This is a genomic window from Actinophytocola algeriensis, assembly GCF_014203735.1.
Classification (GTDB): domain Bacteria; phylum Actinomycetota; class Actinomycetes; order Mycobacteriales; family Pseudonocardiaceae; genus Actinophytocola; species Actinophytocola algeriensis.
On sequence record NZ_JACHJQ010000010.1, the window covers coordinates 322,341 to 345,395 of the forward strand.

The window sequence follows — 23,055 nt, forward strand, 5'->3', positions numbered from 1 at the left end:
GCACCCGTGGCGGAGGCGAACGGGAATCGAACCCGCCAACGACAGGACCTGCCGTTCACCGGTGTTGAAGACCGGGCCGGTCACCAGACCGGATGCGCCTCCTCGGGACATGGGCCACATAGTGTCAGGGCACCTTCGGGGAAGATCACCCGCATGAGCACCGAGTACCGCCTCACCCAGTACGCGCACGGTGGCGGCTGCGCCTGCAAGATCCCGCCCGGCGAGCTGGAGGAGGTCGTGCGCGGCCTGCGTGGCACACCGTCGGACGACCTGCTGGTGGGGCTCGACGACGGGGACGATGCCGCGGTGGTGCGCATCGACGGTGGCCGCGCGGTCGTCGCCACGACCGACTTCTTCACCCCGGTGGTCGACGACGCCTACGACTGGGGCCGGATCGCGGCGGCGAACGCGTTGTCCGACGTCTACGCGATGGGCGGCCGCCCGCTCGTCGCGCTGAACCTGCTGGGCTGGCCGAGGGAGAAGCTGCCCTTCGAGCTGGCGGCCGAGGTGCTGCGCGGCGGCATGGACGTGTGCACGGCAGCGAGCTGTCACCTCGCGGGCGGGCACAGCGTCGACGACCCGGAACCGAAGTACGGTCTCGCGGTCACCGGGCTCGCCGACCCGGACCACTTGCTGCGCAACGACTCCGGGCGCGCAGGCCTGCCGCTGTCGCTGACCAAGCCGCTCGGGCTCGGAGTGCTCAACAACCGGCACAAGGCCACCGGCGAACGGTTCGAGGAGGCGGTGGCCGTGATGACGACGCTCAACGCCGACGCGGCCGAGGCGGCGCTGGCCGCTGGCATCACGTGCGCCACCGACGTGACCGGGTTCGGTCTCCTCGGCCACCTCCACAAGCTGGCGCGGGCGAGCGGGGTGACCGCCGTGGTCGACGCGGCCGCGGTGCCCTTCCTCGACGGCGCGCGTGCCGCGCTGCGCGACGGGTACGTGCCGGGTGGGTCGCGCCGCAACCTCGACTGGGTGCGCCCGCACGCCGACCTCGGCGCGGTGGCCGACGACACCGCGATCCTGCTCGCCGACGCGCAGACCTCGGGCGGGCTGCTGCTGGCCGGGGAGATCCAGGGCGCCCCGGTCATCGGCGAACTGGTGCCCCGACGGGCCGGGCAGACGATCGTCGTGCGCTGACCGCACGAACGCGGTGCGGGGAACGGGTTATTTCCACCGGTAACAGGACGCAATACATTTTCATCTCATAAGGGTTGTCAGTGAGTACCCGACAATGGGTACTCACCCGAGCCCCTCGGAGGTGCCGTGACGAACGCGACCGGTGAGACGTCCACCGTGGTGCACCGGGCGCTCGACGGCAGACGGTACGAACTCAGCGGCAGTCTGGACCTCGGGCTGCCGAGCACGTCGTCCGCGCGGGTCGCCGTGCGCGGCCGGACCCACGAGCTGGTCGCGGGCGTGAGCGGGCTGGCGGAGGAGGTGGCCACCGCGCTCGGGGTGTCCGGGTTCGACGAGGAGTTGGCCTTCGCGGACGGGACCCTGCTCCTCGGCCGCACCAGCCGCGTCGAGCCGGGGTCGCGGATCACCGAGAACATCCTCCTCGCGGTGTGGCGCGGCAGGCGGCACTGCCTGATCAGCCACTTCTACGACAGTTCGGCCACCGCGGCCGTCGAGGCCCTGTCGACGCTCGGCGTCGCCGAGCACGACGACGGGGTGGCCGTCCGGCCCGGCGCGGGCAGCGCACTGCTGGGCCCCGCGGCCGTGGTCAAGGAGGTCCCGTCGCTGGGGATCCTCGAGATGACCGTGGCCTCGTCGCCGCAGGCGACCCGCCTGCCGGGCTGGAAGGGCAGGGCCACCCGCTCCGGGGAGCTGTTCTCGGACCGGATGTCCAATGGCGACCCGTACTTCGTCCTCGCGGGCGCCGACACCTGGACCACCGTGCTCCCGCTCGCCGACACCGACGTCGCGCGCGTGCCCGAACAGGTGGACCGGCTCGCCATGCGCCTGCTCGGCGACCGGTGAGGCACCCGTGTTCACCGTCAGCGTCGCGGTCTACGTCGTCCTGGTCGTGCTGGTGATCGCGGTGGCCGAACGGGTCGTCGCACCCCGCGCGCTGCGCGCCGCGCTCGCCGCGCACGGTGTCGTGCCGCGCCGCGCGGCCGGTCCCCTCGCGGTCGTCGTGACCGTCGCCGAGGCCGCGCTCGCCGCGCTGCTTTTCATCGGGCTGGTGCGGGAGCCGGGACCGTCGCCGTTCGTGCTGTCCGGCGCGGCGGCGCTGTTCGCGGCCTACGCCGGTTACGCGTGGCGCGTCACGGCGAGCGGCCGAGGCGGGCCGTGCGGCTGCGGTGGTGTGGAGGTGCCGATGGACCACTGGGTGACCGGCCGCGCCGTCGCCCTCGCCGTGCTGGCGGCGGCCGGTGCGGCGGCACCCGGCGAGGTGCTGGCGCTGGCCGCGTTCGACGAGCGGGTGCTCGTGGTCCTGCTCGCCGCGACCACCATCGGCGTCCTGCTGTGGCACCTGCCCGCCGCGATGACCCGTCCCCAGGAGGTGGCCCGGTGAGTTTCCAGACCAGTGCGCTGATCGTGACGTGGGTTGCCCTGCTGCTCCTCGCTTTCGTGGTCGCGGGCCTGGTCCGCCAGGTGCACGCGCTGTCGTCCGGCGCGGGCGCGCGGCCGGTCCGCGGCGGCCTGCGGGCCGGGGACGAGGCGAACCTCGCCGGGCTCGGCGTGACCGGGCCCGCAGTCCTGCTGTTCCTCACCGCGACGTGCCACACCTGTGTCGAGGCGCTGGCGGAAACCGTTGCCGTGGCCGGGAACCGGGCCGTGCTCGCGTTGTACGAAGGGCAGGTGCCGGCCACGCCGCCCGGTGTCACGGCGTTCGGCGACAAGGGTCACCTGTTCGCCGAGTACGGCGCGCTGGCGACCCCGTACGCGGTCGTCGTCGGCGCGGACGGCCGGATCACCGCCACCGCCCCCGTCGGCTCCAGAGCCGCCGTCCGTGAACTGATCGACCCGGTGATGGAGGTTCAGTGACCACCCCCCACGAGACGACCGGAGTGACCACCCGCCCGGCAGCCGGAGTGCCGCCGCTGCGCGGTGCCGACCCCGGCATGCCGGTGGCACCACGCACGCGCGCCAGGAGGCTGCGCTGGCCGGGCTGGGTCCCGACGCGGCGGGCGGTGCTGCGGGCGGGCAGCGTGGCCGGGCTGACCGTGCTCGGCGGCGTGTTCCCCGCGGTCCGCAGGGCGGTCGCCGACGGCTACGAGGTCTACCCCGAGTGCCCGTCCTACGCGGCGGACCACAACTGCTCCCCGGGGTGTGGCCCGAGCACGATCTTCGCCGACGCGTGTGTGACGTCGGGTGCGAACACCGGCTTCCACAAGGACGACCAGGTGACGTGGAAGCTGCGGCCCAACCAGTGCCTGTCGGGCAGCTACGACGGCTGGATGTGGCGCTACGACCAGGCGTGCGGGGCGTGCTCGTGCCACGTCGAACGCCGCTGCCACGACGGCTACCGCAGGACGGGCTCTGGCTGGGTCAACTCGATCTGCCGGTGGACCACCGAGTGCGGCTGCCCGTCGTCGGCGAGCTGGCCGGGTGTGTCCTCGGGTGCCGCGGGCGCCACCGTCACCGCGATCCAGCACCTGCTCACCCACCAGGGGTTCCCGCTCACGGTCGACGGCGCGTACGGCCCCGCGACGGCGCAGGCGGTACGCGACTTCCAGACCGCCCGCGGCCTCGCGGTCACCGGGACCGTGGACGCCGCGACGTGGCCGACGCTCGTGGTCACCACCCGGCAGGGCGACAACGGCAGCCACGTCCGCGCCGTCCAGGTGCAGCTCAACCGGTACGGCTACAAGCTCACCGTGGACGGCGTCTTCGGCGCGGGCACCCTCGCCGCCGCCACGGACTTCCAGCGGCAGAACCGGATCACCGCCGACGGGATCGTCGGACCGACGACCTGGCGCACCCTCACCGGCGGCGCGACGTGAAGAAGGCCATGACCCACCCGCTGACACCGCTGGTGCTGGTGCCCGCGGCCGTCGTGGCGGCGCTGGCCGGGTGGGCGGTCGCGGCGTGGGCGGTGCTGGGCGGGCTGGCGGGCTACACGCTGTCCGGCTCCGTTTGAACCAGGAACAGCGCATTCGCGCTGACCTCGCCAGGCTGGCGGGGAAAGACCCGGCAGGGCACCGCGCTCCTGCTGTTCGACATCGGGCTGGTGCTGGGTGCGCTGGTGAGCGCGCTGGTGCTGTTCGTGGTGAGCGGCCTGCTCACCCCGGTACCCGAGGTGGTGCGGCACGTGCTCGTCGTCGCGCTGGCCGTCGCCGGTGTGCTGCGGGACGCCGGGGTCGTGTCGTTCCCGCTGCCGCAGAACGCGCGTCAGGTCCCTCAGGACGTCCTGACCAGGGACGTGGCTAGGGGTTCGCTGCAGTTCGGGTTCGAGATGGGGACCGGGGTGCGCACGTACGTGTCGGCCACGGTGCCTTATGTCCTGGTGGCCGCGTTGCTGCTGACCGCACCGGGCGTGCTGACCGCGGCCGTGACGGGCATCGGCTTCGGCCTTGGCCGCGCGATCACCCCGACGGCACGGCACGCGAGCGCCGACGGCGAGCTCTGGGACGACGCGCTCTACGCCCGCCTGCCCGTCATCAAGCTCGCCGCCGGTGTCAGCGCCGTCGTCGTGCCCGCGGTGCTGCTGTTCCGCTGAGCGGAGTCAGTTGCCGTTCGGCCGCTTGCCGTGGTTGGCGCCCTTCTTGCGGCGAGTGGCCCTCTTGCTGGTGCGCTTGGACATCGCTTCCTCCATCAAGACACGGTGGGGAAGTTCCCAGCCGAGTTCCAGGTCAGCATACGGATGGTCGTGGTGTCGCGCGACGGCCGAGCACCCGCGCCGCCGCGGCCGGTCGACGCCCACCGGGTCAGAGCAGGTCCTTGGCCTCGGCGCGGAGCGCGGACAGGGACTGCCGCACGGCGGCGGTGTCCGGCAGGACGGCCAGCAGCAGCGGGCTGCCCGTGGCGGGGTCGGCGGCGAGGGTCCGGTGGATCCACTCCATGCCGTCCTTCAGTTCGGCGAACGCGTCCGTCGTGCCGTCGCTGCGGGCGAAGTCGCCGAGGGCCGAGCGGTGCATGGCGTCGATCAGGGCGGCCAGCGCCATCGGCAGGAACGGGGGGCTGTCGGCAGGCAGGTGGTCACGCAGGTACGCCCTCGTCATGGCGACGTAGCGTTCGTGCTCCAGGACCTCGCGCCTGCGCAGCTCGGGTACCAGCCGGGTCAGGCGGTAGCGGCGGAGCACCAGTTCCGGGCGGCTGAGGAAGTCGAGCAGCACCGCCTCGGTGGCGGCGATGACGACGTCCACCGCGGTGCGGCCGCCCGAGGGCGCCACCAGGTTGCGGGACAGCAGGTCGAGGCGGGCGGAGTGGTCCGGGAACGCCAGCTCGTCCTTGCCGTCGAAGTGGCGGAACACCGTCCGCCTGGACACGCGGGACGCGTCGGCCACGGCCTCCACGGTGACGCTCTCGTAGCCCTGCTCCAGGAACAAGGCCATCGCCGTCTCCGCGATCCGGTACTTCGTCTCCAACGCGCGGTCGACCGCCACCGCCTCCCCTCCTCTCGCCCGTGCCCGTCCGACGAGTCTAGGACGCCGGACGGGCACGGGCCGGTCAGCCGGCGAACGCGCCGGGGCGGGCGGTCGCGGCGGTGTCGGTGGCGTCGAAGACGACGCTCCGCGGCCACTGGCCCCACCGCGTGCCCAGTGCGGCGTGTTGCGGGCTCCCCGTGCGCACGAACGCGCGGATGCTGTCGATCATCAGGCCCGACAGCCGCAGGCGGCCGGGCTCGTTGCGGCGGCTGAACGAGAACGCGAAGATCCCCTCGTCGAAGGTGCGGAACACGAACGGCAGGTCGATGGCGTGCACGGCGCCGTACACCGTGTCGAACGGCGCGGGCTGCTGGTTCCAGCCGAACTGGTAGTAGAAGAGCCGGTCGTTCCCGGCCGCCCGCAGCGAGTTCATCGAGTCCTCGACGATCCCCATGAAGACGCTGTCGGTCAGCTGCCCAGCCGCCTCGTTCCACCCACCGGGGCCGTCGACGGGCAGGTACCCGTCGGCGATGAGGTCGCGGACCGTCAACCCGGACGGCCGGTCGGCGTCGAACTCGTACTGCAGGGTGAAGCGGTCGTAGTCGTTCGGGCGGTACGCGCCGATGACGGCACCGAAGAGCTTCCCCTCCTCGAACGTGTTGCCCGCGAGGACCGGGACGTCGCGGTACCGCCCCGACGCGATCGCCGCGTGGTGGTCGGCAGGCAGCACGGTGCCGTCCGCGATGACCCGGGGCGGGTCGCCGAGACGCACCTGTGCCCGGATGAGGTCGCCTGCCGGCATCGACCGCAGCCGGTCAACGGAGCCCGCCTCCGCCACGAACCGGTCGGCGTACGTGCGCGCCGCCGCCGGGGTCGCGAACTGCAGACCACCGCTGAGCGGGATCGCCTTGTCCATCAGGCCTTTGCTCAACGGCGAGACCATCAGCGCCCACACGTTGACCGCACCGGCGGACTCCCCCATCACGGTCACGTTCCCCGGGTCTCCCCCGAACGCCCGCGCGTTGCGGTTGACGAAGCGGAGCGCCTCGAGCTGGTCCAGCGTCCCGAAGTTCCCGGAGTCGCCGAGCGGATCGCCGGTGCCGGGCCCTGGCAGGTCGAGCCACCCGAAGACGCCGACCCGGTAGTTGACGGTGACCACGACCGCGCCGGCTTTCCGTGCCAGCGCGCGCCCGTCGTACATCGGGTCCGCCGAGTACCCGACCATGTTGCTGCCGCCGTGGACGAACACGATGACCGGGAGGTTCCTCTGCCTGCCGGACGGGCGGAACACGTTGAGCGTCAGGCAGTCCTCCGCGCCGACGGGCTTCTTCAGGCCGTCGCGGATGTCGAGCCCGTAGTGCGGCCCGCTCGGCGCCGGGCTGAAGAACCGTCCTTCCTGGACACAGCCGTCGCCGAACTCGCGTGCGTCACGCACCCCGTGCCACGGCCGGTGGGTCACCGGGGCACGCCAGCGCGACTCGCCGACGGGCGGCTCGGCGTACGGGATGCCGCGCCACGACAGGGTTCCGCCCTCGTCGACACCTCTGACGGACCCGAGGCTCGTGTGCCTGACCGCAGGCCCCTCGTGCGCGCTCGCGGCCGGGGGCGACGGGGCCATCGTGGCCGCCACCGCAACGCCGAGCAGAACAGCCAGGAATCGTTTCCGCACAGTCATTCCCTTCCGTCCACACCGACCAGGGTGCCGGCGGTCCTGCGGTCCTCGGTGCGCACGGTCCGCCACAGCACCGGCACGAGCAGCACGCCGAGCACGGCCGCGCCGATGAGCACGGCGAACCCGGCCGTCTCACTCCCCCGGCTCTCGGCGAACCCGTACAGGTAGGGGCCGACGAACCCGCCGAGGAGCCCGACCATGTTGATGAACGCCAGGCCCGCCGCGGCCATGAGGCCGGACATCCTGGCCATCGCGACCGACCAGTAGAGCGGGAGGACGCCGATGAGCAGCAGCATGGCGACGTCGATCAGCAGGATGCGCATCACCGCGCCGTCGGAGAACGCGTAGGCGACCGCCACCAGCGCCGTCGCGACCGTCACGAACATCAGGACCCGCATCTCGTTCCGCACCCGGCGCTGGAACCACGGGATGACGAGCACCCCGATGAACGCGCCGATGCCGACGCTGCCGCTCACGACACCGATCAGGAACGACCCCTCGACGTTCAGGCTCTCGACGATCGACGGGAAGTTGTACTGGATCGCCACGCTGTTGACCTGGTTCGCGAAGTAGACGGCGGACAGCGCGAGGATGAACGGCCTGCCGAACGCGACCTTGACGTTGCCCTTCAGCGAGCTGTGCCCGGGTGCGGTGCGCACGACCGCACGATCGGACAGCACCTCGGCCTCCCGTGCGGTCAGCCACGGCGCGTCCGACGGCCGGTCCGGCACCATGCGCCACACGAAGAACGCCACCACGACGGTGATCGCGCCTTCGAGGAGGAACATCCACTGCCAGCCGAACAGCCCGCCGGCACCGTCGAGCTCCATGAGCGCGCCCCCGAGCGGACCGCCGAGGGCGAGTCCCGCGCACACGGCGAGGTAGATGATCCCGACCACCGTCACGCGCTGCTTCTGCGAGAACCAGAGGGTCACGATGTACATGAGCGCCGGGTACAGGCCCGCTTCCGCCGCGCCGAGCAGGAACCGCACGACGTAGAACGAGAACTCGTCCTGCACGAACATCATGCAGGCGCACAGCGCCCCCCAGGTCAGGGCGATGCGCGCGATCCACCGCCGTGGCCCGACGCGGTGCATGATCAGGTTGCTCGGCACCTCGAGGAGTGCGTAGCTCAGGAAGAAGATGCCCGCGCCGACGCCGTACGCGGCGGCGCTGATGCCGACGTCGGCTTCCAGCGAGGTCTTGGCCAGACCGACGTTGGTGCGGTCCACGAAAGCCATGAAGTAAACGAGGCACAGGATCGGGAGGAGGTGGAGCGCCGCCTTGCGGCTCGCTATGGCATGCAGGACGCCGTCGTCCGAACTCTCGTCAGGATGGTCGTCCGGCGCGTTCAACTGCTGGTTCACCAGAAGTCTCCTATGACACTGGATGTCACCTGAATGGCACTCGGTGACATTTGACTGTGCCACAGGCCACACCGGAGCACAAGGCTCCTGGGGTCAGGCGGTGTGCGCGCCGATCATCCGCAGCGCGAGGCCTGCGTAGAAGGCACCGAGTGCCTCGGGCGAGTCGTCGCCGTCGAGCCGGTACCAGCGGACGAGGTCGATGCCCAGCGACAGCACCGCGCGCACGGCGCGGTCGACGTCGGGTACGTCGAAGGCCCCGGACCGCGCACCTCGCGTCACCGCCGAGTGCACCAGTTCGCTGAACCGGTGCCGCAGCTCCAGGACCTCGGCGTGGTGGCCGGGTGCGAGAGCGGCCAGCTCGTACTGGCAGACCCGGGCGACCGTGTGGTGCCGCGCGTGCCAGGCGACGTGCGCGGCGACGAGCCTGCGCACGTGGTCCACCGGGTCGCCCTCGTCCGACTGGGCCGTCATGGCGGCCAGCGCGCGCTCGTGCCCGGTCCGCACGATCTCGAACAGCACGTCCTCTTTCGACGGGAAGTGCACGTACAGCGCGCCGGGGCTCAGGCCGACCGCGGCGGTGATGTCCCGGGTCGTGGTCGCGTGGAAACCCTTGCCGCTGAAGCACAGCACGGCCGAGACGAGCAGTGCGCGGACGGCCTCCGGCGTGCCGTCGCGCCACAGGTCGGCGGCCTCGTCCTCCGGCACCGCCACTGTCCTGTTCGGACCGCCACTGCGGTTCCGCCGCTCCACCACGCCTCCTCGGCCGACACCTTGACACGAACCCGGCTTGCGGTAACTATGCGCTTAGTTACTCCCACGAACAAGCGAGACACGTGAGTGCGTTCGCTGTGACGAGGTGAGATCAATGGAGATGTCGGTCGTACTCGACGGCTACTCGTTCCTGGAATGCCCGCGCTGGCATGACGGGCGGCTGTGGGTCTCGGACTTCTACACCAACCAGGTCCTCGCGACCGACGGCCGGGGCGGCACCGAGGTGATCGCCGAGGTGCCCGGCCAGCCGTCCGGACTGGGGTTCCTGCCCGACGGGCGCGCGCTGATCGTCTCCATGCGGGACCGCCGCATCCTGGTGCGCGACGACTCAGGACAGCTGACCGAACACGCCGACCTGTCCGGCGCGGTGCCCTCGGCACTCAACGACATGGTCGTGGACGAGCGGGGACGCGCCTACGTCGGCAACTTCGGGTTCGACCTGATGGGCGGTGCCGCGCTGCGCGACACCGTGCTGTCCCGCGTCGACCCCGACGGCACCGTGACCACGGTGGCCGACGGGCTGGCCTTCCCCAACGGCATGGTGATCCTGCCCGGCGGTGTCCTGGTCGTCGCCGAGACCTTCGCGGGCAGGCTGACCGCCTTCGACATCGACGCGGACGGCGGCCTGTCGGGCAGGCGGGTGTGGGCGCGGTTCGGTGAGCCGCCGGGGACCGACGACGTCGAGACCGCGGTGGCGCGGCTCGAGGTCGCGCCGGACGGCATCTGCGCCGACGCCGAGGGCGCCATCTGGGTCGCCGACGCGTTGCACGGCCGGCTCCTCCGCGTCCGCGACGGCGGCGAGGTCGTCGAGGAGGTCACCGCCAGGATGGGCGTCTACGCCTGCATGCTCGGCGGCGCGGACGGCCGCACGCTGTTCGCCTGCGCCGCGCCCTCCTTCGCCGAGCACGAGCGGCGCGCGGCCCGCGAGGCCGAACTGCTCGCGTTCGAGGTCGCGGTGCCGCACGCCGGTCTGCCATGACCCCGTCAGCCGCGATGGAGGAAACCGATGGACATTGCGTGTGCCTTCCCGACCGCTCTCGACTCCCCCGACAACATCGCAGTGGCGGAAAGCCTGGGCTACACCCGCGCCTGGGTCTATGACACGCCCCAGCAGAGCCCCGACGTGTGGATGACGCTGGCCCTTGCCGCGCAACGGACCGAACGGATCGGGCTCGGGCCCGGTGTCCTCGTCCCCAGCCTGCGGCACCCGATGGCCAACGCTGCCGCGACCGCCACCCTCGCCGCACTCGCCCCCGGTCGCGTGTCGGTCGCCTTCGGCACCGGGTTCACCGGGCGCCGCGCCATGGGTTACGGGGCGGTCGGCTGGAAGTTCATGGACGCCTACCTCACCGCCTACCGCGGCCTGCTCCGCGGCGAGGTCGTCGAGTGGGAGGGCAGGCGGATGCGGATGCTCCACCCCGACGGGCACGCTCCAGCGCGGCCGGTCGAGGTGCCCGTCCTGGTCGCCGCGCTCGGCCCGAAGGGCAACGAGGTCGCCAGGAAACACGGCGACGGGTTGTACGTGACCCTGCGGCTGCCCGAGTTCATGAGCGAGTACTCGTGGGTGCCGTACCTGGCCTGGGGCACCGTGCTCGACGACGAGGAACCACCGGACTCCGAGCACGCCAAGCACGCGGGCGGCCCCGGCTGGGCACTGGCCTACCACGGCGCCTACGAGTTCGGCGGCCCGGACGCCGTCCGCGAGCTCCCCGGCGGCGAACAGTGGCTGGCGGTGGTCGACGGCGCCCCAGCGGACGAGCGGCACCTGTCCGTCCACTCGGGACACTGCGTCGAGCTGAACGAGGCCGACCGGGCGGCGTGGGACGCGGGCGGCCACGCGATCCTCAACGACGTCACGATCAGCGGCACCCGCGACCAGGTCCGCCGCAAACTCGCGGACCTCGCCGCACGCGGCGTCACGGAGATCGTGTTCCAGCCCTGCGGCCCGGACGTCCGGTCGGAGCTGGCGCGCTTCCACGAAGCGGCCGGCGCGGCACTGGTGTGACCGGCTGGTCCCGCCCCACCGCGGGACCAGCCGGAGCGTTCACCGGGTGCTGACCGTGTACGGGATCTCCACTACCGACCGGGTGCCCTCGGCGACGGTGGCGCTGGTCCGCAGCGCGGTCGGTGCGGTGCCGATCGCGCTCCACACCTCCAGCCGCACACACCCGTTGTTCAGGTTGACCGGGGCGCCGGTCTGAGCCGCGCGGCCCCGGTCCTGCGTGTAGGTCTCCCATCCCGCCACCGGATCCGTGGCGAAGTAGTGGTAGGTCTCCGTGCGCGGATAGGTCCCGGAACCGGTGGGGTCATAGGAGATCCGCGCCTGGACACCGTTCGCGACCGCGGTCCCGGAGTCCAGCCGCAGCGCGAACTTCGTCTGCCGGGACGGGTCGTGGGTGCCCGTGATGCCGCACGCCTGGTAGACCGTCGCGTTGGCCGGGGTGCCGTCGTGGTTGGCCCCGCCCGCGGCGGCGATGGAGTCCGAGACGGCGCCCGTACCGCCCGCCGTGGTGAGCTTGCCGGGGCTCACCAGCGCCAGCACCGGGCTCGTCACCGGCGGATCGGTCGGGTCGCCCGGATCACCAGGATCGCCGGGCACCGTGCCACCGCCCGACCAGTTGTGCGCGCCGGTGGTGGCGGTCTTGCCCGGCGGCACGGTGAGCGTCGTGCCGTCGGAGAACCGGACCGTCAGGTCCGACGCGCCGAGGTTGGTGGCCACGTAGGTGCGGGCACCGCCCTTGGTGAACACCGCGTGCAGCGGGTGGTCGGCGGTCACGCCCGTGTCGACCTGGCCGAGCGCACTGAGGTTCCGCAGCCAGTGGAACGTGTGCGCGCGGCTCTCCCCCTCCTCCACGGTGTAGCCGGAGTTGGCCCGGAACGCGGCCAGCGCCGCATCGGGGTCGGACAGCGCCTGGAACGACCAGATGATGTCCGCCCACGACCGGGGCACCTGACTGCCCGAGTTGCGGACGATCTCGGCGACGTTGCGGTCGATGTAGTCCTGGTCGTGGCCGAGGTACAGCGAACCGCCCGTGATCGGCAGCATGTTGATGCCGTGGATCTTCTCCGGGTCGGCGGTGAACCAGGTGGCGTAGGCGCCGCCGTCGCCCCAGACCATGCCGACCGTCGAGTGCTCGAAGCCCGCCGGGAAGGCCTGGTCGTCCGGGTCGAACCAGTAGTTCTGGATGGCGCTGGCCTGCGTGGTGTAGATGTACAGGCCCGCGTCCCGCACCGCGGTGTCGCCTGTGGCCTGGCCCCACTGGATGAGCGCGTTCGCGAAGTTCATGCCCTCCGACGAGGACTCCTGGTTGTTGCCGGCGAAGAACGCGCCGTGCCCGGCCGCCCAGTCGTGCCCGGCGAAGATGTCGAAGTCGCGCAGGAACGGGAACTTCGTGTCACCGCGGTCGTAGTTGTTCGCGTCCCGGATCAGCAGGTCGACCATGCCGCCGTACTGGCTGTCGGCCGCCCAGGCCGGGTCGAACTTGGCGAGCGTCGCGGCCGCCGCGATGTAGTAGCCGTAGTGGAAGTGGTGGTCGTTGAGGTCGGTGTCCGAGCCGTAGGAGGCGGGGTAGCCGATCAGCGTGCCCCAGTTCCGGTCGTAGTAGAACACCCGCTCGGACTTGCCTGCCGAGGCGGTGAACCAGTCGGTGAGCCTGCCGCGGATCGCGCCGAGCATCTTGTCGCGGACGTCGGTGCGGCCGACCTGGTCGGCGATCTCGGCGAGCCGGGCGGCGCGGCCCAGTGCCTTGCCGGTCCAGTAGGTGTCGTTGCCGAACCCGGCCAGCGGGTCACCCGCGGCGGCCTGGTCGAGGTAGCCGTTGAGGGTGGCGAGGTCGCCACCGGTCATCGCGACCGCGGGCACCTCGGGCAGCACACCGTGGTAGCGGGTGTCCGTGGTGAAGGAGCTCGCGCCGACGAGGACCTTCATCGGTCCGCGCGGGGACAGGTAGGTCTGCGCGATCGGGTTGCCGCCCGCGAGGTTCTGCGACTGGTGCGGGTACAGCGCGACGACCGTGCCGGTGCCGGTGCCCTCGCGGGCCTCGGTCGTGAACCGGTAAGTGGCGCGCACGGTGCTCGCCGACTCGTCGTAGTCCCAGGACACCGCGGTGCCGGTGAGGTGGTTGTGGGCGTACGGACCGAACGCGTTCGCCAGGCTGACCCGGTCCGCGTCACTGCTGCCCGCGGTCGTGGGCAGCACGGCGACGGAGAAGTAGTCCTTGCCGCCGAGGTTCGACGAGATCGAGCCGCCGGAGGTCGTCCACTGCGCACCGGACGGCGCCCAGGCGACGTAGGAGTGCCCGTCGACGGTGAACCCGATCCGGCTGCCGGTGCGGTCCCACACGGCGGGCGCGCTCGCGAAGCTCAGCAACGCGTTGCCGCCGGTCGCACGCGCGTGGACGAACGGCGAGCCGTGGCCGATCGTGGCGCGCAGGGTGCGGGTGCCGTCGGACCAGTACGGGCTGACCGTCCAGTCGGTCCAACCATCCACTTTGGACTCTGTGGCGTTCAGGCCCGCGACGCCGATGGTGAAGTCGGCGCCGTACTGGAAGTGGTACTCCCCCACCGTGGTCGGCGTGCCGGTGATGGTGGGCGTCGTGGCGTAGTCGACGCCGAGCCCGCCCGCGACCGTGTCGAAGGAGAACGGGTGGGCCATCAGGTTGTCGGAGAACGCGCACTCGGTGCGCTTGTAGACCAGTGAGGACCACCAGTCGTTGGTCGGCACCGGGCCCGCCGGGGCGTTCGCGGTGAGGTGCTTGCGGGGGTTGGTGGCGATGTCGCCGCACGCGGTCGGCAGCGCGGCACCCGGGGGTAGTGCCGTGGTGTAGCTGCCCGCCCCGACTGGTTCCGCGCCTGCGGGCGCGGTCACGAGCAGGGGTAACGCGGTACCGACGATCGCCGCGGCTGCCACCGCGGCGATCGTGCGCGGTCCGGAGCGGTTGCGCATGAGGGCTCTCCTTTGAGCAGGGGTGCAGGGCGGACCTCGCGTGCAGGAAGAAGTGGCGAGGACCGTGGAAGCGCTCTCACACTGTCTAGCAGGCGGATCGCCCGAGGGTCAACCGTCCGAATTGCCTGTTTACCCGCTGAGGGGCCGATTAATTGCCGTACCCCTACTGATGCGTTCCCTGATTGTTCCCCTCCTCCGCCCACCCGACAGTGGCGAGCAGTGAACCGTGCCGATCCCTGCCCTGGGGCGCGTGTTCTGGGACCAGGAGAGGAACCACCGTGAAACGAACAACGCTGGCGGCGCTGGTGGCGGCCGTCGCACTCGTGCCGCTCGCCGGGGTGGCCGGTGCGGCACCGCAGGGCCACACCCGCGACAACGCGCCCGCCGCCACCTTCGAGGGCGACAACACACCGGCCGGGTTCGACGACGTGCGGCCGTCGTTCTACAACGGACAGGCCGCGACGGTCGACGAGTTCCCCGGGATCGTCGCGGGCATCCGGTCGGGCGGGACGAGACCCGAAGGCCAGACCTGCACGGGCACAGTCGTCGCGCCCCGCAAGATCGTGATCGCCGCGCACTGCGCGGACGCCGCCGGGGAGAAGAGCTTCGTCTACGGGCTCGACGACCTCGCCGACTTCGACGGCGGCAACGGCGACGGCCTGCAGGCCCGCGTCGTCGAGTACAAGAAGCACCCGAGCTACGTGAACTTCGACCAGGGCTACGACGTCGCCGTCGTGACCGTCGACCGCGACCTCCGCCTCAAGGGCGGGGCCGCCTACCCGGCGGTGGCGACGTCGGCGGACGCCGGGCTCGAGGCGCCGGGACGCAACGGCACCGGGTTCGGCTACGGCAAGAAGACCCACGACGACGTGCCCGGCGACGTCACGCTGGACAAGGCGACGCTGCCGATCGTCAACGGCACGCAGGTGTGCAACGGCGTCGGGGCCGGGTTCAAGGCCGCGACCATGATCTGCGCGGGCTACGCGGACGGCCGCACCACGATCCTGCCCGGCGACAGCGGCGGCCCGCTGGTCGTCGACGGCAAGATCATCGGCCTCGCGTCGTGGAGCCGGTCGGACTTCCGCTGGTACAGCGTCTACGCGCGGCTCACCAACGACATGGGCGACTGGGTCCGCCAGCAGGTCGGCGACCCGCGGCCACCCGCCGAGTTCGGCGTGTCGGTCGAACCGGCGAACGGGTCGGTCGCGGCGGGCCGGGCGTTGTCGGTGACCGCCAAGACCACCGTGGGCTCGGATGGCCCGGCGCCGGTGAAGCTCGGGGCGACCGGCCTGCCCGCCGGGGTGACGGCGGTGTTCCAGCCGGAGTCGGTGACCACCGGTGGCACGAGCAAGCTCACCTTCGACGCGGCCGCGAACGCCGCCAACGGCACCTACCGGGTGACGGTCTCCGCGTCCGGGACCACCACCGCGACCACCGCCTTCACACTGACGGTGACCGGCGGCGGCGACCCGGAGCCCGGCGACTTCACCCTCGGCGCGACCCCGTCCTCGGTGACGGTCGCGGCGGGCCGCAACGCCGCCACCACCATCACCAGCGCAGGCGGGCCGGCCACCGTGGCACTGACCGCGTCCGGGGTGCCTGACGGCGTCCGCGCGGTGTTCCAGCCGTCGTCGATCACCACCGGCTCGAACGCGAAGCTGACGTTCGACGCGGCCGCGAACGCCGTGGCTGGCACCTATCCGGTCACGGTCACCGGCACCGCGGCCGGCGGCACGGCCGCCACCACCACGGTCACGCTGACGGTGACCGGCGGCGAACCGCCCGTCGGTGACGTGCGGGTGACCGCGTCGCCGGCGTCCGGTTCGACGTGGCAGGGCGGGTTCGTGCAGACACAGGTCTCGGCGGCCGGCGGCACGGGCGGCCTCACGCTGTCGGCGACCGGCCTGCCCTCGGGCGCCCGGGTGCAGTTCAACCCGGCCACCATCGGTCAGGGCGGCACGAGCAACGCCTACGTGTTCACCGGTTTCTCGACCCCGGTCGGCACCTACCCGGTCACGGTCATCGTCACTGCGGCCGACGGGAAGTCCGGCACCGTGACGTTCACGCTCACCGTCACCCGCCTGGGCTGAGCTCCCCACGATCGGCGGCAGGTCCCGTGCTCTCCGGGACCTGCCGCCTTCCCCGTGCTCGAGGAGGCCGGACATGACGGAGATGCCGCGCCAGGCGCAGGTACTGGTGCTGGAGACCTTTCCCGCGGTGCTCGCCCACGCGATCGCGCGCAGCGGGCTGCGGCTGGACCACCTGTGCGACCGGCTGTCGGAACGCGGCGCGCGGGTGAGCCTCACGACGCTGAACCACTGGCGGCGCGGGCAGGTCCGGCCGGACCTGGCGGTGTCCGCGGCGGACATCACGGTGCTCGAGGACGTGCTCGGGCTGGCCACCGGCAGGCTGTCCGGGTTGCTGCTGCCCAGCAGGAGATGACGGAGCGCCCCGAGGCACGCGGCCTCGGGGCGCTCCTGTCACCGGGTCAGAACGTCAGCGTCCACGCGTCGACGGTGCCGGTGTCGTAGGTGTAGACATCCGTCACCGCCAGCCGCCACGTGCCGTTCCTCGTCTCGGCCGACGTGTCCACTGTGTACGTCTCGTGCACACCGAGGGAACTGCCGATGCCACCGGCCCGCCGCAGCACGTACTCGCGACCCGACGGGCCGACCAGCGCGACGTCCAGGTCAGCGGTGTAGGTGTGCACGATGTCCACCTTCACCTTCGTCGTCGCCGTGCCGCTGCCGGCACAGTCGCTCAACGAGACCGGCGATGTCACCGCGGTGCCGTTGTCCGGGATCGCCACGTCGGCGCCGTTCGCGCCACCCGTGCACGGCTCCGGCTCCGGTCCGCCCGAGAGGAAACCGCTGTACAGCAACTTGTTCGGCGAGCCGCTGCCCGCGTTCGTCACCTTCCCGTCGGTCGCGCCCGCCACCAGCGCGTCCCGCAGCGCCTGAGGGGACGCCGACGGGTTGGCGGACAGGTACAGCGCCGCGACCCCGGCCACGTGCGGGGACGCCATCGACGTACCCGACATGACCGCCGAACCACCCTCCGACAGCGACGACGACGTGATGCCGTCGCCCGGCGCGAAGATGTCCGTGCACGAACCGAAGTTCGAGAAGGACGCCCGCGCGTCGGTCCGGCTCGTCGCGTTCACCGTGACGATCTCCGGGACGTTCGCCGGGCCGGTGCCGCACGCGTTCGTGGCGCTGTTGCCACTCGCCGCCACCAGCTGGACCCCGGACGACAGCATCCCGGCGATCGCCTCGTCACCGATGTCGGCGCTGTCGAACGTCCAGCTCGCGTTCACCACCGCGGGTTTGACCGCGTTCCGCGTGACCCACTCGATCGCCCGCACACCCGCCGAGTCCGGTGCGCTGTTGCCGCAGCTCTCGCCGAGCATGCGCACCGAGACGAGCTTCGCGCCCTTCGCGACGCCCCACGTCTTCCCGGCGATCGTGCCGGACACGTGGGTGCCGTGCCCGGAGCAGTCGATGCCGTTCTGGCCGTCGCCGACGAAGTCCGCGCCGACACTGGCCCTGCCCTCGAACTCCGACAACGAGGTCCTGATGCCGGTGTCGGTCACGTACACCGTCACGTTCGACGCGGAGCCGGTGTAGGTGTACTTCGTGTCCAGCGGCAGGTCCCGCTGGTCGGTACGATCCAGGCCCCACGTGGCGTTGTTCTGCGTGTCCGCCGCGGTGGCCGTTCCGTCCTGGAACACCTCGCGCACCGCGGGATCGGCGGCGAGCCTGCGCGCCTGCGCGTCGGACAGGCCGGTCGCGTGGAAGCCCCGCATCGCGGCGGTGAACACGAACTCCACGTCGCCGCCGTACCGCTCGGCGAGGGTCGACGCGGTCGCCGACGCCGACGCGACGCCCGGCGCGAGCGACACGATGAAGCTGCCGCCGCCAGCGGGCCGGGACGCGTGGACGAAGTCGGCGGCGGCCCCGGACGCCACCGCGGGAGTGGCGAAGATGCCGGACGCCACCAGCGCGGCGAAGATGCCGCTGCTCAGAAAAGCCTTGCGCTGCATGCGGTTCTCCCTAGAAGGTCAGCGTCCAGGTGTCGATGGAACCGGTGTCGTAGCGCAGCGTGTCGGTCGCCCGCAGCCGCCACGTCCCGGTCCGCGCCTCGCTCGACGCGTTCACCGTGAACGTCTCGTGCACGCCCGCCGACGAACTGGCACCGCCCGCCTGCTTGAGGGTGTAGGCGCGCCCCGACGGGCCGACCAGCTCCAGCAGCAGATCACCGGTGTAGGTGTGGTCGATGTCCACCTTCACCTTGGTGGCCGAGGTGGCGTTCCCGGTGCAGTCCGCGAGGGTGACGGCCGACGTCACGGCCGCTCCCGCGTCCGGAATGGACACGTCGTCGCCGTTGGTACCGCCGGTGCAGGTCGGGTCGGGGCCGGGGTCGCCGCCACCGATGAAACCGACGTACAGCAACCGGTTCGTGGAGCCGGACCCCGGGTTCTTCACCACGTTCTGCGTGCCGTTGTTCACGAGCGCGTCCCGCACCTGCGCGGGCGTCGCCGACGGGTTCGCGGTCAGGTACAGCGCCGCCGCGCCCGCGACGTGCGGGGTGGCCATCGACGTGCCGCTCATCCCGGTCGAGCCGCCGCCGTTGCGGGTGGAGGTGATGTTCGTGCCGGGCGCGAAGATGTCGGTGCAGGAGCCGTAGTTCGAGAACGAAGACCGGTTGTCCTGGTTGTCGGTCGCGTTGACCGTGATCGCCTCCGGCACGCGCGCGGGCGAGGTCGAGCACGCGTTGGTGTTGGCGTTGCCGGACGCCACGGCGAACGTGACGCCCGCCTGGATCGCCCGCTTCACCGCGTTGTCCACCGTGGAGTCCGCGCCGCCGCCGAGGCTCATGTTCGCCACCGCGGGCCTGACCGCGTTGCGCGCCACCCAGTCGATCCCCGCGATGATCTGCGAGTACTGGCCGGAGCCCTGGCAGTTCAGCACCCGGACGCTGACCAGCTTCACCCGCTTCGCGACACCCCACGTCCTCGACCCGACCGTGCCCGCCACGTGCGTGCCGTGGCCCTGGCAGTCCGACGCGTCGCCGTCGTTGTCGATGAAGTCGTAGCCGTCGGCGACCCGGCCCTCGAGGTCGGGGTGCTGTTTGTGCACACCGGTGTCCAGGATGTACGCGGTCGTGCCGGAGCCCGTGTTCGGGTACGTGTAGCGGCTGTCCAACGGGAGGTTGCGCTGGTCGACGCGGTCCAGGCCCCAGGTCGCGTTCTCCTGGGTGCCGGTGATCCGCGCGATGCCGTCCTGCCGCACGTACGCGACGGCCGGGTCGGCCGCGAGCTTGCGCGCCCCGGCCTCGTCGAGCTTCGCGGCGAACCCGCGGACGGTGGCCGTGTAGGTGTTCGTGACGGTGGCGCCGTACTCGCGGGCCAGCGCGGCGGTCGCGTTCCTCGTGGCCGTCGCGCCCGCGTCGCCGTCCTTCAGCACGACGACGTAGCTGCCCGCGACGGGGTCGGCGGCCGCGAAGATCGAGCCGCCGGGCGCCGCGGCCGCGGGGGTGGCCAGCACACCCGCGGCCAGTGCACACGCACCGGCCACCACACCGGCCACAGAGGCCGGCCTGGTCTTGCGATCGTGTCGCATGGGAGAACTCCCTTTCGCTGTCGTGGCTGCTGAGCAGGGGCTTGATGACGTACAGCCACGCGAACACGATCAGCCGGTGACCCCTTCGTGAACAATCCGTGTTTCAGTACGTAGGGATACCCGACTTTCGCGGCGAGAGGAGAGTCCGTGGCCCGCGCTCGACGACCGGCCAGGCCACGCATCCGCACCAGCTCCCCGGTGCTGGTCGGGCGAGGTGACCAACTCGCGTCCCTGCACGCGGTGGCGGTGCTGCACCCGGCCGTCGTGCTCATCGAGGGCGAAGCCGGGGTCGGCAAGAGCAGGCTGCTCGTGGAGGTGCTCTCCTCCGATCTGGGACCCACCACTCCCCTGGTCGGCCACTGCAGGCAACTGGGCGAGCCGTTCCCGTACGGGGCGGTGCTGGAGGCGCTGCGCGGCGCCCGGTCACGGCTCGCGCAGGGACACGGGCAGCGGCCCGCGCTCAGCCCGGTCACCGGTGTGCTCGGGCCGCTGCTGCCCGAGATCGCCGAGTACCTCCCGCCGCCACCCGGCCCGATCGGCGACCCCCGCGCGGAGCGGCACCGGTTGTTCCGCGCCGTGCGGGAGCTGACCGGTGCGCTCGGGCCGCTGCTGCTCGCGATCGAGGACCTGCAGTGGGCCGACGACGGCACCCGGCAGCTGCTGCGGTTCCTCATGAGCGACCCGCCCCCGGCCCTGACGACGGTCGTCACCTACCGGCGGGAGGACGTGCCGGGCGGGCTCCCGCTGGGTGCCGCGTACCGGCCGCCCGCCGGGGTGGTCAGCGTCGTGCTGGAGATCGCGCCGCTGACCGTCGCCGAGGTCCGCGCGCTGACCGAGGCGATCCTCGGCGAGGAGACGGTGTCCGCCGAGTTCGCGGCCCGGCTGCACGAGCGGACCGCCGGGATCCCGTTCGTCGTCGAGGAAACCCTGCGTGCGCTGCGCAACCCCGGTGGCGCCGTGCACGCCGACGGCGCGACCGCGCGGCGGCTGCTGGACGCCGTGGCCGTACCCGTCCTGCTGCGCGACGCCATGGCCGAACGGCTCGCCGCCCTGCCGACACAGGCGACCCGGCTGGTGCAGGCCGCCGCCGTGCTCGGGGTGCCGGCCGACGCCGAACTGCTCGGCGAGGTCGCGGGGGTGCCGGAGCCGAGGCTGCGTGCCGCGCTCACCCACGCGCTCGCCGGGCACGTGCTCTACGAGCAGGACGGCGGCCGGTACGGGTTCCGGCACTCGCTCGCCAGGCAGGCGGTGTACGACACGATCGGCGGGCCCGACCGCGTGCACCTGCACGACCGCGCCATCGACGCGCTCGACCGGGTGACGCCGAAACCGCTGCGGCAGCTCGCCGAGCACAGCGAACAGGCCGGCCGGATGACGGCGTGGCTCACCTACGGGGAGGCGGCCGCCGACCGGGCCGCCGAGGTGGGTGACGCGGCCACCACGACCGCGCTCCTGCAGCGGCTGCTGAACGAGCCCGCACTGCCCGCTGAGCACGTGGACCGGCTCGCGATCAAGCTCGGCAAGATCGCGCACACCGGGCTCGACCAGCGCGACCCGACGGAGACGCTCGAGCGGCTGCTTGGCGACCCCCGGCTGTCCACGTCCGTGCGTGGCGAGGTGCGGCTGTACCGGGGCCTGCTGCTCCTTCGGCAGGCGGGCGGCCTGGTCGCGGCCCGTTCCGAGATCGAGCGGGCCATCAACGACCTCACCGAGCGGCCGGACCTCGCCGCGCGCGGCACGGCGGTGCTCGCGCTGTCCTACGTCGGCCAGGCGTCGCTCGACGACCTGCGGCCGTGGCTGGCGCGGCTCGCCGAGTACCGGGCGCACGCCGACGGCGAGCTGCGGCTCACGTTGCTGGCCAACGAGTTCGGGTCCCGCATGCACGTCGGCGACCCGACCGTGCTCACCAGCCTCCACGAGATCCCGGACGAGGTCGAGACCGTCGGCGAGCGGCACCACCTCGCCCGGCTGCGCTGCAACCTCGGCGACGCGTGCGCGGTGACCGGTCACCTGCGGCTCGCGGGTGACCTGCTGCGCGACGGGCTGCGCGCGGCGGCCGACTGCGGCGCCACGTTCGTGGTGAGCACCGCCCGGTCCACGCAGGCGCGCCTCGACTGGTTCACCGGCCGGTGGGACGGTCTGGCCGACCGCGCCCACCGGATGCTCGACGAGTACCGCGACCTGTTCCCGGTGGCGAGCGAGCTGTGCCTCGTGCTCGGCTCGCTCGCGGTGACCCGCGGCGAGTGGGCGGCCGCCACCAGCCACTTCACCGAGACGGGCGCGTTCGCGCCGGAGGAGGCGATCAGCCAGGTGGCGATCGCCGGGTGCGCGGGGCTGGCGTGGAACGCGCTGGCGCAGGACGACCCGGCGGCCGCCTGCGACCACGTGGACCGCGGCCTGGACATCCTGCGGCACAAGGGTGTCTGGGCGTGGATCGGTGAGCTGGGCCCGGCCGCGGCGGCCTGCTACCTCGCGGCCGGACGAGAGGCGGACGCGGCGCGGCTGGTCGACGAGATGACCGCCGGACTCGCGGGCCTGGACGTGCCGATCGGCGTTGCGGCGCTGGCGCAGTGCCGGGGCCGCCTGGCGGAGCACCGCGGCGACCTCGACGAGGCCGTCTCGCAGTACCGGACGGCCGCGACCGCCTACGAAGCGCTGCCCGCCCCGTACTTCGCGGCGACCGTCGCGGAACGCGAGGCGCAGTGCCTGCTGCCGACCGACCCCGACAAGGCGACCGAACAGCTGTCCGCGCTCGTGGACGTGTTCGACGCCCTCGGCGCCACCCGCGACGCGGCCCGCTGCCGCCACCAGCTGCGCGGCGCGGGCAGCGGCAAACCGTCCCGCCGCGGCCGCCGCGGCTACGGCGACGAACTGTCCCCGAGGGAGATCGAGGTGGCCCGGCTGCTCGCGGGCGGCCACACGAACCGGGAGATCGCGGAGATCCTGTTCCTGTCGCCACGCACGGTCGAACAGCACGCGGCGCGTGTGCTCCGCAAGCTCGGTGTCAGTTCACGCAACCAGCTTCAGCTCTAGATTGCTGTTTCGCCGGACGTCTTGCACGGGGTGGTGTGTCCTCGCCGGACGGGCCTCCGACTACCGCCGACCCAATACGCCGATCACCGTGGTTCGGTCAGTAACC

20 protein-coding genes and 1 tRNA gene are annotated in these 23,055 nt (G+C 72.2%); 12 read left to right on the forward strand and 9 right to left on the reverse strand.

The window, feature by feature from the left end:
- Positions 1-7: 7 nt before the first annotated feature.
- A tRNA-Sec gene (locus tag FHR82_RS39015) sits at positions 8-102 on the reverse strand.
- Between the two features lie 51 nt (positions 103-153).
- Here FHR82_RS39015 and selD point away from each other — a divergent pair.
- From selD to FHR82_RS39045, 7 genes are all read left to right on the forward strand, one after another.
- The gene (gene selD, locus FHR82_RS39020; RefSeq protein ID WP_184815673.1) at positions 154-1,143 is read left to right on the forward strand and encodes a selenide, water dikinase SelD; all 990 of its coding nucleotides are present in this window, start codon (positions 154-156) and stop codon (positions 1,141-1,143) included.
- Between the two features lie 126 nt (positions 1,144-1,269).
- Positions 1,270-1,986, forward strand: coding sequence for a hypothetical protein (locus FHR82_RS39025; protein ID WP_184815674.1), 717 nt, complete (start codon positions 1,270-1,272; stop codon positions 1,984-1,986).
- A 7-nt stretch (positions 1,987-1,993) separates the two neighbouring features.
- Positions 1,994-2,524 carry a MauE/DoxX family redox-associated membrane protein gene (locus FHR82_RS39030; protein WP_184815675.1) on the forward strand — a complete coding sequence of 177 codons (531 nt, stop codon included), beginning with the start codon at positions 1,994-1,996 and terminating at the stop codon, positions 2,522-2,524.
- Positions 2,521-2,997, forward strand: a complete 477-nt coding sequence (locus tag FHR82_RS39035; RefSeq protein WP_184815676.1) for a TlpA family protein disulfide reductase — start codon at positions 2,521-2,523, stop codon at positions 2,995-2,997. Before FHR82_RS39030 ends, FHR82_RS39035 begins: the two co-directional genes overlap by 4 nt.
- Positions 2,994-3,956: a peptidoglycan-binding domain-containing protein gene (locus FHR82_RS47820; RefSeq protein WP_221464836.1), complete on the forward strand. Its 963-nt coding sequence runs from the start codon at positions 2,994-2,996 to the stop codon at positions 3,954-3,956. Before FHR82_RS39035 ends, FHR82_RS47820 begins: the two co-directional genes overlap by 4 nt.
- An 8-nt stretch (positions 3,957-3,964) precedes the next feature.
- Complete coding sequence (locus FHR82_RS46925; RefSeq protein WP_260418174.1) at positions 3,965-4,093, forward strand: hypothetical protein; 129 nt, start codon at positions 3,965-3,967, stop codon at positions 4,091-4,093.
- Positions 4,094-4,198: 105 nt separating this feature from the next.
- Positions 4,199-4,672: a hypothetical protein gene (locus tag FHR82_RS39045; RefSeq protein ID WP_221464837.1), complete on the forward strand. Its 474-nt coding sequence runs from the start codon at positions 4,199-4,201 to the stop codon at positions 4,670-4,672.
- A 6-nt stretch (positions 4,673-4,678) separates the two neighbouring features.
- Here FHR82_RS39045 and FHR82_RS48180 read toward each other — a convergent pair whose 3' ends face one another.
- The 5 genes from FHR82_RS48180 to FHR82_RS39065 all read right to left on the reverse strand — a co-directional run bounded on the left by FHR82_RS48180 (position 4,679) and on the right by FHR82_RS39065 (position 9,329).
- Complete coding sequence (locus FHR82_RS48180; RefSeq protein ID WP_376706477.1) at positions 4,679-4,768, reverse strand: 50S ribosomal protein bL37; 90 nt, start codon at positions 4,766-4,768, stop codon at positions 4,679-4,681.
- A 112-nt stretch (positions 4,769-4,880) separates the two neighbouring features.
- A complete protein-coding gene (locus FHR82_RS39050; RefSeq protein ID WP_184815677.1) occupies positions 4,881-5,558 on the reverse strand; it encodes a TetR/AcrR family transcriptional regulator in 678 nt (225 codons plus the stop codon).
- Positions 5,559-5,622: 64 nt separating this feature from the next.
- A complete protein-coding gene (locus FHR82_RS39055) occupies positions 5,623-7,209 on the reverse strand; it encodes a carboxylesterase/lipase family protein (RefSeq protein ID WP_311771483.1) in 1,587 nt (528 codons plus the stop codon).
- Positions 7,210-7,211: 2 nt separating this feature from the next.
- On the reverse strand, positions 7,212-8,579 hold the full coding sequence (locus tag FHR82_RS39060) for an MFS transporter (protein WP_221464838.1): 1,368 nt from the start codon (positions 8,577-8,579) through the stop codon (positions 7,212-7,214).
- 93 nt (positions 8,580-8,672) lie between these two features.
- Positions 8,673-9,329, reverse strand: a complete 657-nt coding sequence (locus FHR82_RS39065) for a TetR/AcrR family transcriptional regulator (protein ID WP_311771484.1) — start codon at positions 9,327-9,329, stop codon at positions 8,673-8,675.
- 115 nt (positions 9,330-9,444) lie between these two features.
- On the opposite strand from FHR82_RS39065, the gene FHR82_RS39070 reads away from it, so the two are divergent.
- Both FHR82_RS39070 and FHR82_RS39075 read left to right on the forward strand, forming a co-directional pair.
- Positions 9,445-10,329: an SMP-30/gluconolactonase/LRE family protein gene (locus FHR82_RS39070; RefSeq protein WP_184815679.1), complete on the forward strand. Its 885-nt coding sequence runs from the start codon at positions 9,445-9,447 to the stop codon at positions 10,327-10,329.
- 27 nt (positions 10,330-10,356) lie between these two features.
- Positions 10,357-11,355, forward strand: coding sequence for an LLM class flavin-dependent oxidoreductase (locus tag FHR82_RS39075; protein ID WP_184815680.1), 999 nt, complete (start codon positions 10,357-10,359; stop codon positions 11,353-11,355).
- A 39-nt stretch (positions 11,356-11,394) separates the two neighbouring features.
- Here FHR82_RS39075 and FHR82_RS39080 read toward each other — a convergent pair whose 3' ends face one another.
- The gene (locus FHR82_RS39080) at positions 11,395-14,295 is read right to left on the reverse strand and encodes a glycosyl hydrolase (RefSeq protein ID WP_184815681.1); all 2,901 of its coding nucleotides are present in this window, start codon (positions 14,293-14,295) and stop codon (positions 11,395-11,397) included.
- Positions 14,296-14,573: 278 nt separating this feature from the next.
- Here FHR82_RS39080 and FHR82_RS39085 point away from each other — a divergent pair, with 278 nt between their 5' ends.
- Both FHR82_RS39085 and FHR82_RS39090 read left to right on the forward strand, forming a co-directional pair.
- A complete protein-coding gene (locus FHR82_RS39085) occupies positions 14,574-16,385 on the forward strand; it encodes a trypsin-like serine protease (protein ID WP_184815682.1) in 1,812 nt (603 codons plus the stop codon).
- Positions 16,386-16,458: 73 nt separating this feature from the next.
- Entirely contained in the window at positions 16,459-16,737 is a 279-nt protein-coding gene (locus FHR82_RS39090) for a hypothetical protein (RefSeq protein ID WP_184815683.1), read from the forward strand.
- Positions 16,738-16,783: 46 nt separating this feature from the next.
- Here FHR82_RS39090 and FHR82_RS39095 read toward each other — a convergent pair whose 3' ends face one another.
- Both FHR82_RS39095 and FHR82_RS39100 read right to left on the reverse strand, forming a co-directional pair.
- Positions 16,784-18,337, reverse strand: a complete 1,554-nt coding sequence (locus FHR82_RS39095) for a S8 family peptidase (protein WP_184815684.1) — start codon at positions 18,335-18,337, stop codon at positions 16,784-16,786.
- A 10-nt stretch (positions 18,338-18,347) separates the two neighbouring features.
- Complete coding sequence (locus tag FHR82_RS39100; RefSeq protein WP_184815685.1) at positions 18,348-19,916, reverse strand: S8 family peptidase; 1,569 nt, start codon at positions 19,914-19,916, stop codon at positions 18,348-18,350.
- A gap of 147 nt (positions 19,917-20,063) precedes the next feature.
- On the opposite strand from FHR82_RS39100, the gene FHR82_RS39105 reads away from it, so the two are divergent.
- Positions 20,064-22,949 (forward strand): ATP-binding protein, encoded by a 2,886-nt coding sequence (locus FHR82_RS39105; RefSeq protein ID WP_311771485.1) that lies wholly within the window; start codon positions 20,064-20,066, stop codon positions 22,947-22,949.
- The last annotated feature ends 106 nt before the right edge of the window (positions 22,950-23,055 follow it).